Source organism: Aminipila butyrica (assembly GCF_010669305.1).
GTDB classification, from domain to species: Bacteria; Bacillota; Clostridia; order Peptostreptococcales; family Anaerovoracaceae; genus Aminipila; species Aminipila butyrica.
The window spans coordinates 2,640,174-2,652,929 of the sequence record NZ_CP048649.1; the positions used below are offsets into that span (position 1 = coordinate 2,640,174).

At 45.8% G+C, this 12,756-nt stretch carries 9 protein-coding genes and 3 tRNA genes; 1 reads left to right on the plus strand and 11 read right to left on the minus strand.

Annotated features, from left to right (window positions below; genetic code table 11):
- Positions 1-142 precede the first annotated feature (142 nt).
- Positions 143-2,008, plus strand: a complete 1,866-nt coding sequence (locus Ami103574_RS12550) for an AraC family transcriptional regulator (RefSeq protein ID WP_163067316.1) — start codon at positions 143-145, stop codon at positions 2,006-2,008.
- Positions 2,009-2,244: 236 nt separating this feature from the next.
- On the opposite strand, the gene Ami103574_RS12555 is transcribed toward Ami103574_RS12550, so the two are convergent.
- The 11 genes from Ami103574_RS12555 to zapA form a co-directional block, all read right to left on the minus strand.
- Positions 2,245-3,270, minus strand: coding sequence for a restriction endonuclease (locus tag Ami103574_RS12555; RefSeq protein ID WP_163067317.1), 1,026 nt, complete (start codon positions 3,268-3,270; stop codon positions 2,245-2,247).
- A gap of 257 nt (positions 3,271-3,527) precedes the next feature.
- Positions 3,528-3,603, minus strand: a tRNA-Met gene (locus Ami103574_RS12560).
- Between the two features lie 37 nt (positions 3,604-3,640).
- Positions 3,641-3,729: transfer RNA gene (locus Ami103574_RS12565), tRNA-Leu, on the minus strand.
- Positions 3,730-3,770: 41 nt separating this feature from the next.
- Positions 3,771-3,845, minus strand: a tRNA-Asn gene (locus Ami103574_RS12570).
- Positions 3,846-4,033: 188 nt separating this feature from the next.
- Positions 4,034-5,131, minus strand: a complete 1,098-nt coding sequence (locus tag Ami103574_RS12575; RefSeq protein ID WP_163067318.1) for a tetratricopeptide repeat protein — start codon at positions 5,129-5,131, stop codon at positions 4,034-4,036.
- Entirely contained in the window at positions 5,128-6,654 is a 1,527-nt protein-coding gene (locus Ami103574_RS12580) for a B12-binding domain-containing radical SAM protein (RefSeq protein WP_163067319.1), read from the minus strand. Before Ami103574_RS12580 ends, Ami103574_RS12575 begins: the two co-directional genes overlap by 4 nt.
- Before the next feature lie 39 nt (positions 6,655-6,693).
- On the minus strand, positions 6,694-7,566 hold the full coding sequence (locus tag Ami103574_RS12585) for a B12-binding domain-containing radical SAM protein (RefSeq protein ID WP_163067320.1): 873 nt from the start codon (positions 7,564-7,566) through the stop codon (positions 6,694-6,696).
- 19 nt (positions 7,567-7,585) lie between these two features.
- Positions 7,586-9,304 (minus strand): arginine--tRNA ligase, encoded by a 1,719-nt coding sequence (gene argS / locus Ami103574_RS12590; protein ID WP_163067321.1) that lies wholly within the window; start codon positions 9,302-9,304, stop codon positions 7,586-7,588.
- Complete coding sequence (locus Ami103574_RS12595) at positions 9,301-9,750, minus strand: DUF523 domain-containing protein (RefSeq protein WP_163067322.1); 450 nt, start codon at positions 9,748-9,750, stop codon at positions 9,301-9,303. The genes argS and Ami103574_RS12595 overlap by 4 nt, the downstream gene beginning before the upstream one ends.
- Before the next feature lie 29 nt (positions 9,751-9,779).
- Positions 9,780-12,155 (minus strand): endonuclease MutS2, encoded by a 2,376-nt coding sequence (locus Ami103574_RS12600; protein WP_163067323.1) that lies wholly within the window; start codon positions 12,153-12,155, stop codon positions 9,780-9,782.
- Between the two features lie 7 nt (positions 12,156-12,162).
- Positions 12,163-12,753: a cell division protein ZapA gene (gene zapA, locus Ami103574_RS12605; RefSeq protein ID WP_163067324.1), complete on the minus strand. Its 591-nt coding sequence runs from the start codon at positions 12,751-12,753 to the stop codon at positions 12,163-12,165.
- Positions 12,754-12,756: the final 3 nt, after the last annotated feature.

A 12,756-nucleotide genomic window follows, 5' to 3' on the forward strand; every position in this document is an offset into this window, starting at 1 on the left:
GCTGCAAACCCTGATTAGCTTGCTAAAAAATCATGGAAAAGCTTTTCCCCCTTTTCAAATCTGGTATATAATATATACATCGGATTGTGTACGAAGACTTGGTTTTAAATAGGCAGGTTAGTTTTCTAAGGAGGGGTTCGGCATGTTATTTGAAAAAACAACATATCTTGATGACTTTCCAATAAAAATAAGAATTGCAAGAGTTACGGAATATCCTTTTCATTATCATCAGGATGTTGAGTTTATCTATGTTCTCAAAGGTGAAATCGCTCTGAAAAACGTCTGTCATCATTATCTTCTGAAAGAAGGAGACATTTTTACCAACAGCGGCCATGAGGTTCACGGTTTAACTGCGACAGATAAAGAGAATGTTGTCGCAATCATCCAGGTCAGCAATCGCTTTTTTACACAGTATTTTCCAACTTTAGGTAAGGCATGCTTCATGTCATACGTAAACGACGATAAATATCTTAAGATGGATACACTCCGTAAAATGCTTCTTCACATTCTGCTGGATTATTCAAGGAGAAGCTTTAATTATAAAAGCACCTGTATCGATCAAATGATTGAAGTAATCAAATACCTGAACCAGTACTTCAACTTGTTTGCTTTCGAAGGTGAAGTTGTGGTGAATTTCCAAAATGACAATTCTATAGCAGTTGAGCGAATCAGCCGAATCATAAATTATGTATACGCCAATCATGCCAGCAAAATCACCCTGGAAGACCTGGCAGAAAGAGAACACTTAAGTACTTTTTACATTTCTCATCTGATCCGGGATTACATGGGCATCAATTTTCAGGAGCTCCTCTGTTTCGCCAGAGCTGAAATGTCGGAAATACTCCTGCTGGAAACCGACCGCAAAATCAGTGCGATAGCCCGTGATGTAGGTTTTTCAACCACTTCATATTATGATAAATTCTTCAGCAAATGGTTTGGTCATACACCATCGGAATACCGTCAGCTTTATATGCCACACATTCTCAGTGCCGCAAGGCCTGCACGGTTTGAATTGTTTTCTGACAATCAAGCGGTCAGTCTCATCAGACGGTGCATGTCAGCTGTTAGTGATCAGGAAAAAAACGCTTCCGTCATAAATCGCCTTCATCTCACCGTTGATGTAAATCCTCAGACAACGCCGGTGATGAATATACGCCATTTTCTTGAAGTCGTTATCACTCAGGAGGATTATCACATAATGGGTGAACGGCTTTTCAATCTGCTCTATGACCTTAACGCCTCCAAGGTTATCCTTGCTTTCCGCCAGGGTGACAGCGAAACAACAACCGCACTGATTGCAAATCGGCTTAGTTTCATCGGATACAACGTGTCTACGGTCTGTGACAACGGATTGTGTTGCGGTTCTTCAGCCGGGTATGACTCCATAGTCGCTGCGATACACATATTCCGAACCTATTTCATCTCAAAAGAGAACAACTTACATTGTAAATTGAGAGATCAGGGTGACCCATCAAAAATATTAAAAGGAGCCCCTTCCTGCATCACTTCCTCTCTTATTCCCAAACCTTCCTTTTATGCCTACCGGCTGCTTAAGAATATAAAAGGAAAGCTGCTTTACTGGGGAAAATATTACTATGTCATCAAAAATGACTTGTCCGAAAGAGATTCCTATACCCTTGCGGTTATCAACTATAATGACGACATCCAAAATCTTTACATGCGCAATGCTGGTGCCTACGAAGTAAATGACATCATCAATTCCTTTAAAGATGAACTCCAGGTTGACTTCAGCATACCGGTTGAATCCGGTCAATATGTTATCGCAAAATATGCCTTGTCAAATGCCAATTCTATTTTTGCGCATATGTCACATCTGGAATTTCCGGAAGATTTTCCTTTGTCAGAAGCCTGGGTTCACATGCTGAATACAGAACCCCCTGCACAGGTCAGCATAGAAAATGTTGACGATCGACTTCATATCACATCCACCATAAAAGGCACAGGAATCCATATTATTGTCGTGGAGAAAGTCGGCGGCACGGATTAGGTGATGATAGACAAACTTTCACTGCACTCAAAAAAGAGCAGGACTGAAATTCAGCTCTGCTCTTTTTATGATTTTGTTGGTTATGATAAAGTGTCTCAAATCGTCTATTTGCGTTCTGTAAGCAGTCCGGCTCTCGCGCAAAGATCTCAAGTGGTTGATTTTACGAATTCATCGTATTTAGGCGATGTAAAATCCCGATCAGCCGCTTCACAGAAAAATTGTCTCAAACTACGTTTCTAGTCTTCTTCACTTAGAATCCAAATATTTTTAAGGGGTATTTCTGCTCTTATTTCTGGGCTAAGTTTTTCATAGTTTTCAAATAGCTCTCGAATAACATCGTTTGAATCCCAGAGCCTAATTCTAAAAAACTGCTTTCCTTCTTCTCTTGCCACACTATCCTTGAATCCGCTCCAAGATACCAGCAATCCATATTCAGCATTAACATTATTCATCACTCCGCCCAACTGGTCTAAAGTCGGCCGATCCACTGCAGCATCATGTGATTTAACTTGTACACAAATTTTAGGTGTCCCAAATCCCATTTCACCCCCTGCTGCCAATATATCTTTTCCCCCATCAGCACCAGGCTTACTATGATAAACTGTAAAGCCCTTTGCCTTTAATATATCCATTATTAAATCTTCAAGTTTATATCCTTGAAATTTACGAATAATGTATTTAGAAATCGAATCATAAACCGCTTCTTCAAGATTTGCCTGCGAGTTCGCTTCAGTATCCTCTGCATCATTAAAAGAAATCGTTGAAATCGATTTTACCTTCCAGTTGTTCTCTGCCATTGCCTTTATTCGTTTCTCTGCGTCATTTCTCGTAATCTTGCATATCGTCATAAATGCACCAAATGAATAAAGAATATCTTGGTCAAAATTATTTCTTGGAATATCTTTTGCAAACCAATCTACTTTTCTATAATGAAAGTACGGCTCACCATTGTTTTCATTGTATTTGTATTCACTTACTATAGTTCCAATGTGAATAGTACTTGTCCTTTTGCTTGGCAAAACAACCCAATCACCAATTTCCATTCGATGTGCAATAGGATATATTTGAGACGCCCAATTCTTTATTGTGTTTAATTTTTCGCCGGAATATAGTTCTAGCAGCTTACTTAAAAGTTTTCCTCTATCCTTGTAATCCTCTAGATTAATATGTAAATTAGTCCAAGTCAAATAGATACGGCCGTCCATAAGAAATTTTTCTTCGAATTCCCCCTTACTTCCAGCTCTAAACAACCAAACTCCCATAATATCGTCTCCTCTTGTTTTAAATGGATTATATCCTAGCTCATAAAATAATTTTCCTCTTTATTCCATCATTATTATACCTCTTAATAAAACAGAATCCAACAATAATTGGATTTTACTTTATTAAAGTTACCATAATATACAACTTGTTTCATAATTTTTCATCGAGGGCAGCAGTTCTGCGGAATGATACAAGACTACCCATGTTTGGGCATAAAAAAAGACTTCCAGAAAAACTCTGAAAGTCTTAAATTACATGGTTGCGGGAGTAGGACTTGAACCTACGGCCTCCGGGTTATGAGCCCGACGAGCTACCAACTGCTCTATCCCGCGATATTGTTATTTGGTGATATTCATTCCAACACATTATTGGTGCCGAAGACCGGGGTCGAACCGGTACGATCGGTAAAGATCGCAGGATTTTAAGTCCTGTGCGTCTGCCAATTCCGCCACTCCGGCGTATCACCTATCTTCAGGAGAGAATGTCATGAATTTTTCATTGGCTCCAAGGGTGGGGCTCGAACCCACAGCCTATCGGTTAACAGCCGAGTGCTCCACCATTGAGCTACCTTGGAACATTCATTTTTTTATCATTTCTCGCTGACGACAAGATTAATTATAGTACAGATACCCCCTGTTTGTCAACACGTATTTTAAAGTTTTTTACCTTTTTTGTAAATAAAGTGGAAATGATGAAATCAAAGGGTTCTCTTTGTCAAGTCTGGGTGCAGACAACCCTTGTAAATACTGATGTTCACAAGTCTTACTCTCCAGTGCGGTCCGCTTCCTGCTGAGACAAAATCAGCTCCACCTTATCCGTATATTTCTTCTGATTCTCTAAATCGCCCTCCGCCCGGTAGATGGCCGCCAGTTCCAGCATAGCCTCCACATGGCTGGGTTGTAAGGTCAGCAGATGCTTAAAGCTCTTTTTCGCCTCCTGGTGCTCTCCCAAGCCTGCGTGGGCCATACCCAAATAGTAATACAGCGGCCACCAGGAACTAAAGGAAGACTTCTCATAAGGTTCCAGTTTAAAAATGCCCTCTTCATACCGACCAGCCAATACATCGTTGCAGCCGTCCTCAATCTTCACCGGACCCTCCAACTGAGTAAGCCGCTCTTGAATCTCCTGCCGCTCCTCCTGATCTTCCGACCGGTCCAGATACTGCTGCCAGGTGATGGCCGCTTTCGCATACAGACCCAAATTGGCATAGGCATAACCCAGATAGTAGTACCCCGGCCCGAAATCTGGATGCTCCAGAGTCAGCACCTCCAGATACTCCATGGTCTCTGCTTTCAGATTGCCCACGTAGTCCTCATCGCCGCCTTCTAAATACATATCCCGGCAGACCCGGATATAGCCGTATAGGCCCTCCAGGCTGTCAGGCTGCAATCGCAGGCAGGCCCGAAAGTAAATACAGGCCTTTTTCAGTTGCCCCTGCTCAGCGGCATCTTGGGCCTCTCTCAGGGTGCTGTCCAAAATCTGCTGCCGAAACAGCTTCAACAGAAAGGCCAGATAATGTTCTCCGTACTTAAACTGAGGATCGACTCCCAGAAGCCAAATCATATTTTCTGCCAGCTGATTAGCTGTCAGCTGCTGACCCTGCTGAATCTGAACCAGCTCTCCCCGGCGAATTGGTACCGGAACCCCCGCCATCAATTCTGCCACACCAATCTTTTTCAGAAACTCAGGTGAAAGCTCATCAAAGACGAAATCCGCTAGAAAACTGGTCAGATAGGGGCCTACCCGATCACCTCGAATTCGCCCCTGCCCTGGACCTTGGCTTCTGCCATCAGCCTTCGCCTCAGCATGACTGCCGCTCTCCACCTTCTTCAACTGTCTTTCCGTCTTCTTTACCTTCATATAGTTCTCCTGTCTATGTTCCAGCCTTTTTTATTAAACTTTTTCACGGCATCGGGATTCAAGGTTCGCTGCATATCTGCCGTCAACAACTCCTGTATGTCTGCTGCCACCCCAGGCAGGCTCCGGTCTTTCCAGCAAGCGTATTCATAAAAAATCCGGTACAGGTCTTCCTTCTTGTGAGAACGGTGCTGATATCCCTTCAAATAAAAGAAATACGCCAACTCCTCATAAAAGTCAAAAGCGGTCACCTGCAAGTGCTGAATAGCATATTCCAAGGTCTTCTGGAAGCCACCCCGGTTGTAATATAAGTCTAACAAATGTTCCACCATTTTCAGCCGGGCCATCCCCTCTGCCGACATAAACTTGTTGGCAATGACTTCGTAAGGAGCTGATTCCCGAAACACATACCCGTATTTATCCTTTTCTTCCCGTATCTTCGTCCCTTTCAACAGCTTTAAAAAGCCCAGCTGGAGCTGATCCGCCCCTAGCTGGTATACGCCATTAAAAGAATCAATGAAGGACAGGTAATCCTCAAAAGGCAGCCCGGCAATCAAGTCTACGTGAGTATGTACTGTTCCCAGCTGAACCAGCTGCTGAATGTTAGGCAGCAGCTTATCCGTATTCTTCTGCCGGTCCACCGCCCCCAAAGCCAGAGGATTTAAGCTCTGAACGCCGATTTCTACCTGGAAGAGCCCTTTTCTGGCCGCTCCCAGCAAGCGGAGGAATTCCTCGTCGATTAAATCGCCGCAGATTTCAAAATGAAAATTGGTGATGCCATTATCATGATCCATAATATACTTCACCAATTGATTACATCGCCCTCGGTCATAATTGAAAGTCCGATCGATGAACTTAACCTGCTTCACGTGTTTGAACAGAAAAAAGCTCACTTCTTTCTTTACCCGTTCCAAAGGCAAAGGCCGCACATGCTTTTCTACGGAAGACAAGCAATAGCTGCACTGAAAGGGACACCCCCTGACCGACTCGTAGTACACAATGCGGTCGTCGCTGGGCAAGAGAAAGCCATAGGGGAAAGGAACCGAATCAAATTCTTGCATATCTGCCGGCGGGTTGACAAAAATCTTGCCCCCTAACCGGTAAATTAGGCCTTTCACCTTGTCAAACGCTTGGTTCCGGGAGACAAAAGTTTTCACAAAGTCCCGGAAAATTTCTTCTCCCTCCCCCACCATGATGTAATCTACAGATTTATGACTCCGCAGAAAATCAATGGGTTCAAAGCTGACTTCCGGTCCTCCCAGGGCAATCTTCATCTCTGGTTTGGCCTTTTTCAGGTTTTCCACCAAATACAGCACCCTGGAAATATTCCAGATATAGCAGGAAAAACAGACGGCACTGTATCCACCTCGAATAATCTCTGTATAAATATAGTCGTCATCGTTGTTGATGGTGAACTCCCGCACATCTATGGAACGTCGGTGCTCTACGGCAGACATATACAGGTACTTCAAAGACAGATTTGAATGAATATATTTAGCATTTAACGTTGTGAGTAATATTTTCATACAAGGTTTCCCCTACTCTTCGTCTATTTGTAAAGTTCTTTAAAGGGCTCGGAATCGCTCGTCCTTAATCAGTCCGGTGTTTTCCATCGCCCGTTTCAGCTGTCCCATCATCCGCTCCTTATCCCGAGGCAAATCGCCTTTTAGGGACACGTAGTTGGAAGCATGGTTGCTGCGGAATACGCAAGGTTTCGTCACCTGAATATTTTTCAACATCAGGGCAGTTTCCCCCAAAACCTCTTCCGGGGTCAATACCCGGAACCGTCCAGCCCGTATATCCTCATAAATTGGTGCATCTGGTTCCACCATCAAGGTTAGCAGGCCCACATAGGAAGGCTCCATGGCGGAAATCATACTAGCAGTTTCCAGCGCGTGCTCCTCCATATGCTCCGGTCCAGCCAAGCCGGAAATAAAGGTAACAGAAGCCTTGATACCAGCAGCTTCAATCTTTTTCACCGCCTCAATAATCTGTTCCCGGCTGACCCCCTTGTTGACGGCTTCCAACACCTTTTGGCTGCCGGATTCTGCTCCGATGTAGACAATACCCAGGCCGTGCTGCCGCAGTTCCGCCAGTTCCTCTGGGCTCTTTCCCAGTACGTCCTGTGGGGTACCATAAGCCCCCACACGCTGACATTCCGGGAACAGCCGTCGGATGTGCTTCAAAATCACCAAAAGCTTACTATTCGATAGGCAGAGGGCATCCCCATCGGCCAAAAATATCTTTTCTACGTGACCGTAATGGCGTCTGGCAGACTCGAGGTCTTCCAGCACCTCCTCCATCTGGCGCACCCGGAAAGTCTTGTCCTTGAACATGCTGCAAAAGGTACATTTGTTATGGGTGCAACCGATGGTCACCTGAACAATCAGGCTGTAGGCCTCACTGGGAGGCCTGTATATATTTCCCTCGTAACGCATAACGCCTCCTTATCCCAGCCTACATCTTCTCCGGTGCTTGAATACCCAGCAGGAAGAGGCCATTTTTAATGGTGTTCTTGGCGGCTATAACCAGAGCCAGCTTCGCCAGCTTTTCCGCTTCATCCTCTACCAGAATGTATTCATTGTGATAGAAACGGTTGAAGCTCTGGGCGATATCCACGATGTGACGTGTCACTACGGAAGGCTCGTACTTGTCTCCGGCTTCTTCTATCACCTGCGGGAACTGATAAATCAATTTAGCCAGGTCATAAGCACTGTCAGATGTCACATGAGACATATCCAGCTTCTGAACCTCTGAGGCCTTTTTCACGGCTTCTTCTCCGGCCTTTCTCAGCACGCTGATGGCACGGGCGTGAGTATACTGTACATAAGGTCCAGTCTCCCCTTCAAAGTTCAGCACCTTATCCCAGGAGAATACATAGTCCTTAATTCGGTTGTTGGACAGTTCTTGGAAAATAACTGCACCAATACCAACCATCTGGGCCGTCTCATCCACATTGTCGGTGGCTACGTTCTTTTCCTTGATAACGGCCTTCGTCTGCTCTACTGCTCTGTTCAGTACATCCTCCAAGAAAACTACCCGGCCGTGTCTAGTAGACATAGTACCCTCTTCCAGGCTTACCAGCCCAAATGGAATGTGTACGCAGTCTTTAGCCCATTCACAGCCCATGAGTTCCACGATTTTAAACCACTGCTGGAAGTGAAGATTCTGCTGAGAGGCAACAATATATAAATTTTTATAGAAGTTGTAATGCTCTTTTCTGTAAACAGAAGCGGCAATATCTCTGGTGATATACAGCGTAGAGCCATCTTTCTTGGTAATTAAAGCTGGGGACATCCCATATGGCTCCAGATCTACGATCTGTGCGCCTTCGGATTCCTGCATCAGATTCTTATCCTTCATCCATTCCACTACCCGATCCATCTTGTCGGAGTAGAAGCTTTCTCCTGCATAAGAATCAAAGCTGATGCCCAGCATGTTATATACCCGGTTAAACTCTTTCAAGCTTTCGTCCCGGAACCACTGCCACAGTTCCACTTCCTCTGGGGAGCCATTTTCCAGCTTCGTAAATACGGCTCTGGCTTCGTCATCCAGACTCGGGTCTGTTTCTACCTCCACGTGGAATTTCGTGTAATATTCCAGCAATGTCTTAATCGGGGACTTAATTACATCTTCTTTATTTCCCCATCTTCTGTAGGCCACAATCATTTTACCAAACTGGGTACCGTAGTCTCCCAAATGGTTGATACGCACAGTGTCATAGCCTAAGAAATCATAAATTTTGTAAATAGAGTTACCGATAACGGTACTCCGGATGTGACCGATATGAAACGGCTTGGCAATGTTCGGGGAAGAAAATTCTACAATGACCGTCTTATCCTTACCCAGGTCGCTTCTGCCGTAGTTATCCTGTTCACTTACAGCTTCCTTGACCACGTCTTCCATAAAGCCCTTTCTGGTCAGAAACATGTTTACATAGGCGTTGACGCTTTCCACCTTGGCAAAGGCAGCCTCTCCGCCCAGTTTTTCTGCAATATCCTGAGCAATGGCAGGAGGAGCCTTTCTCAAGGTCTTAGCCAGCTTAAAGCACGGGAATGCGTAGTCACCCATCTTTGTATCTGTAGGAACTTCTACCATGGACATGATTTCTTCAAGGGTGAGGCCCTCTACATTTTTGCAGATTAACTCTGCGATCTCTTTCTTATAATTGATCATTTGTTCTTCCTCCGATCCATTTCCAATTCAGTTATAACCTCTATATTCTTTTCTTTTAAAAAGGTTGTCAGAAAGCCATCTCCTGGAATCTCCCGGTGTGAAAAGCTCCCATCATAAATGATGCCGCAGCCACAAGAAGGGCTCTTCGCTTTTAAAATGGCCCCTTCTATTTCTTCATTCAGCTCCCGAGCCCTCTGACAGCTATCTGCCCAGACAGCCTTACAGCCTTGCAAGAAAGCTTCCGTCACATCCAGCCCTTCTTGATTAATCGCCCGGCCTTCTACGATTTCCACGGGCGGCCGAGGTGCTTCCAAGCCCCCCGCCAGCTCCGGGCAGACAGAAATAAACGGATGGGCCCGGGCAAATTCTACAATCCAATCCGTCCGGTTATTGCCGCCGTTGTACTTACAGTTTTCTCCTAATAAACATCCGCTTATAATATACATGGCTTCCCTCTTTTCAACCTACTTGCCGTTTATTTCAAGGTCACCACGGTGACCCCATCTCCGCCTTCGTTAAAGGCCCCTTTCCGGTAACCTTCCACATGCTTATGCCGTTTGAACATATCCTGAAGACCATTTCGCAGGATGCCTTCTCCACGCCCGTGTATGACGGTAACTTCCTTTAGACCTGCCATATAGGCATCATCCAGGTATTTGTCCACATCCATCAGGGCATCTTCCAGATTTTTTCCCCGTACATTCACCGACAGGGAGATATCCTGTGCCTTGGATTTGTACATGCTCCCGTATTTGCTCCTGCCTGGGGCTGGCTTCTTCTTTTTCCCACCGTCATGAATTAACATCAGATTCTTGACATTGACATTGGCTTTCAACAAGCCCACCTGCACCAGCAGCTCACCTCTGTCGTCAGGCAGAGACAAAATCTCTCCGTTCTGTCCCAGTGTCAGCACCTTGACCCGGTCACCGATTTTCAGTTGATCGATGGTCACTGGCGCATAGTTTTCCGGCACCTGGATGGTCTCCCGATACTTATTATCTGCTTCCCGAATCCGACGTTTACTGTCTGACAGCCGGGCGTGTCGCTCTGCCATGGAGTCCATCTTATCCAGGTCTTTCAACTGCTTCTGGGCATCCTCTGTCACCTCTTTGGCTTCTTTGAGGATATCCCGGGCCTCGTCGCGAGCCTTCGTCAGAATCTTTTCTTTCTGTTCTTCCAGCTTTTTTAGCCTGCGCTCCAGTTCTTCCCGCTGCTTTTTCATCTCCAGATTAATGGCGATGGCCTCGTCCCGTTCGGCTTCTGCTCGTTTTTTATCTTCTTCAATGGAACTGATGACGTTTTCAAATTCCAAGTCTCCTTTGTCCAAAAGGGCCCGGGCCTTACGGATAATCCGTTCTGGCAGCCCCAGCTTTTCCGATATTTCAAAAGCGTTGGATTTTCCCGGTATGCCGATGGTCAGCCGGTAAGTAGGACTTAAGGTCTCCACGTTGAATTCCATGGAGGCGTTCTGTACCCCTTCCCGTTCAATGGCATACTTTTTTAATTCGGTGTAATGGGTGGTAGCAATGGTGTGGGCGCCCTTGTTATACAGGTCTTCCAGTACAGCGATAGCCAGAGCTGCTCCCTCTGTAGGGTCCGTTCCTGCTCCCAGTTCGTCTACCAGCACCAGCGTGGCACCGTCCGCCTCTTCCACAATGTTTACGATGTTGTTCAGGTGGGAGGAAAAGGTGCTCAAGCTCTGTTCAATGCTCTGCTCATCCCCAATATCCGCATAAATCTTTTCAAAGATTGGCATAACCGTTCCCGAACCTGCGGGAATGTGCAAGCCGCTCTGGGTCATCATGGCCAGCAGACCTACCGTCTTTAAGGTGACGGTCTTTCCGCCTGTATTCGGGCCGGTGATGACCAGGGTGTTGTAATCTCCCCCCAATGACACATTAATCGGTACAACCTTTTTAGCATCCAGCAGTGGATGCCGGCCTTTTTTAATATCCAGCCAGCCCTCCTGGCTGATTTGGGCGTCCGCCCCCTTATACTGGACACTGAGCCGGCCCTTGGCAAAGATGAAGTCCAGCTTCACCAACAGTTTTTGGTTGTTCAGCAGCGGATGAAAGTGCTCCGCCACGTTGGCGGATAGTTCCGCCAAAATCCGTTGAATCTCTTTTTTCTCTGCCAGCTCCAGCTCCCGCAGTTCGTTGTTCAGCACCACGATGGCCTGAGGCTCGATAAACAAAGTAGCTCCGGTGGAGGACTGGTCGTGAACAATACCGGGAAATCGATTTTTATTTTCCTGTTTCACTGGTATTACGTACCGTCCCTGACGCATGGTCACAATGGCATCCTGGAGCAGTGTTTTGTTATCGGAAGAGGCAAGGATATGGTTTAGCTTAGCCTTGACTGCTTCATTTTGCCGGAGGATGCTCCGGCGAATCTGCTTCAGTTCCGGGCTGGCGTTATCAGACATTTCATCTTCGGACAGAATACAGCGGTCAATGTTGTCTTCCAGCCGTCTTTGTACGGAGAGCAAGTCCGACATCTCGTGGATGATAGGCAGTTGCGGTAAATCTGTCTTTAAAAAGCTCACCACTTCCCTGGCTACCCGCAAGTTGTAAAGCACTTCCAGCAACTGTTTCATCGTCAACGTGCCGCCTTTTCGGGCCAGATGCAAACTTCCCTCCACATCGTAAAAACTACCTAGTGGCAAAGGGCCTTTATGCACAATAACGGAAACCGCTTCCGAGGTTTCCGCTAACAGTTCTTCAATTAATCCCCCATCCAGCTGAGGCCGCAGCTGAGAAATGATTTCTTTGGTCATTTCCGAGGCCGCCTCCCCTTTTAGTCGCTGAATAATTTTATCATATTCCAATACCCTGTATGTTTTTTCATTCATGAATTTTCTATTCCATTTTCTTTTTATAGCGGTCCAATTCTCCCTTCAGCTGGATGTTTTCCATCTGAATGTCAAAGAAGCTGCTTTCCAGATCCTTGTACTTGGCTTCCAATTCGTTGACCATATCGCTGGAAGATTCCATGAGCTGCACTTCAATTTTGGCGGAATCTTCTTTGAGTTTGCGAATTAACGCCTCTTTTTCTTCCCGCTCCCGCTGGAATTCCGCCAGCTGCTCTTCCAGACCTTCTTTTAAATCGGTCTTTTGACGGCTCAATTCTTTGATTTCTTCCTGCTGCTGGATGTGGCTTTTCTTCGCCTCTTCCCACAGCTGGACGTAATGTTCCGTATCCTTTTCCGCCTGAGCATTGGTTACCTCTAAGTGCTGGAATCTCTCCAAGGCACTGAAGTAGTCATCGGCGATGTTCACGGCCGAAAGTACTGCTATGGACGACAGGGGGCCAGCATTTAATGCCTGAGAAATCTCTTTCATCCTAACGTCAACATAATCTGCCACCTTCATGATGTGCTCTCTGGGCTTGCTGCCCATAATGGTATATTCCTGGCCAAAAATCTTTACGGTCACTTTGTTGTTGTCCATGTT

Bases quoted from the DNA above. Each gene is read 5' to 3' on its own strand.
- Ami103574_RS12575 (WP_163067318.1), bottom strand. From the start codon at position 5,131: ATGAAGGTAAAGAAGACGGAAAGACAGTTGAAGAAGGTGGAGAGCGGC.
- Ami103574_RS12555 (WP_163067317.1), bottom strand. From the start codon at position 3,270: ATGGGAGTTTGGTTGTTTAGAGCTGGAAGTAAGGGGGAATTCGAAGAA.
- argS (WP_163067321.1), bottom strand. From the start codon at position 9,304: ATGATCAATTATAAGAAAGAGATCGCAGAGTTAATCTGCAAAAATGTA.
- Ami103574_RS12580 (WP_163067319.1), bottom strand. From the start codon at position 6,654: ATGAAAATATTACTCACAACGTTAAATGCTAAATATATTCATTCAAAT.
- zapA (WP_163067324.1), bottom strand. From the start codon at position 12,753: ATGGACAACAACAAAGTGACCGTAAAGATTTTTGGCCAGGAATATACC.
- Ami103574_RS12585 (WP_163067320.1), bottom strand. From the start codon at position 7,566: ATGCGTTACGAGGGAAATATATACAGGCCTCCCAGTGAGGCCTACAGC.
- Ami103574_RS12550 (WP_163067316.1), top strand. From the start codon at position 143: ATGTTATTTGAAAAAACAACATATCTTGATGACTTTCCAATAAAAATA.
- Ami103574_RS12600 (WP_163067323.1), bottom strand. From the start codon at position 12,155: ATGAATGAAAAAACATACAGGGTATTGGAATATGATAAAATTATTCAG.
- Ami103574_RS12595 (WP_163067322.1), bottom strand. From the start codon at position 9,750: ATGTATATTATAAGCGGATGTTTATTAGGAGAAAACTGTAAGTACAAC.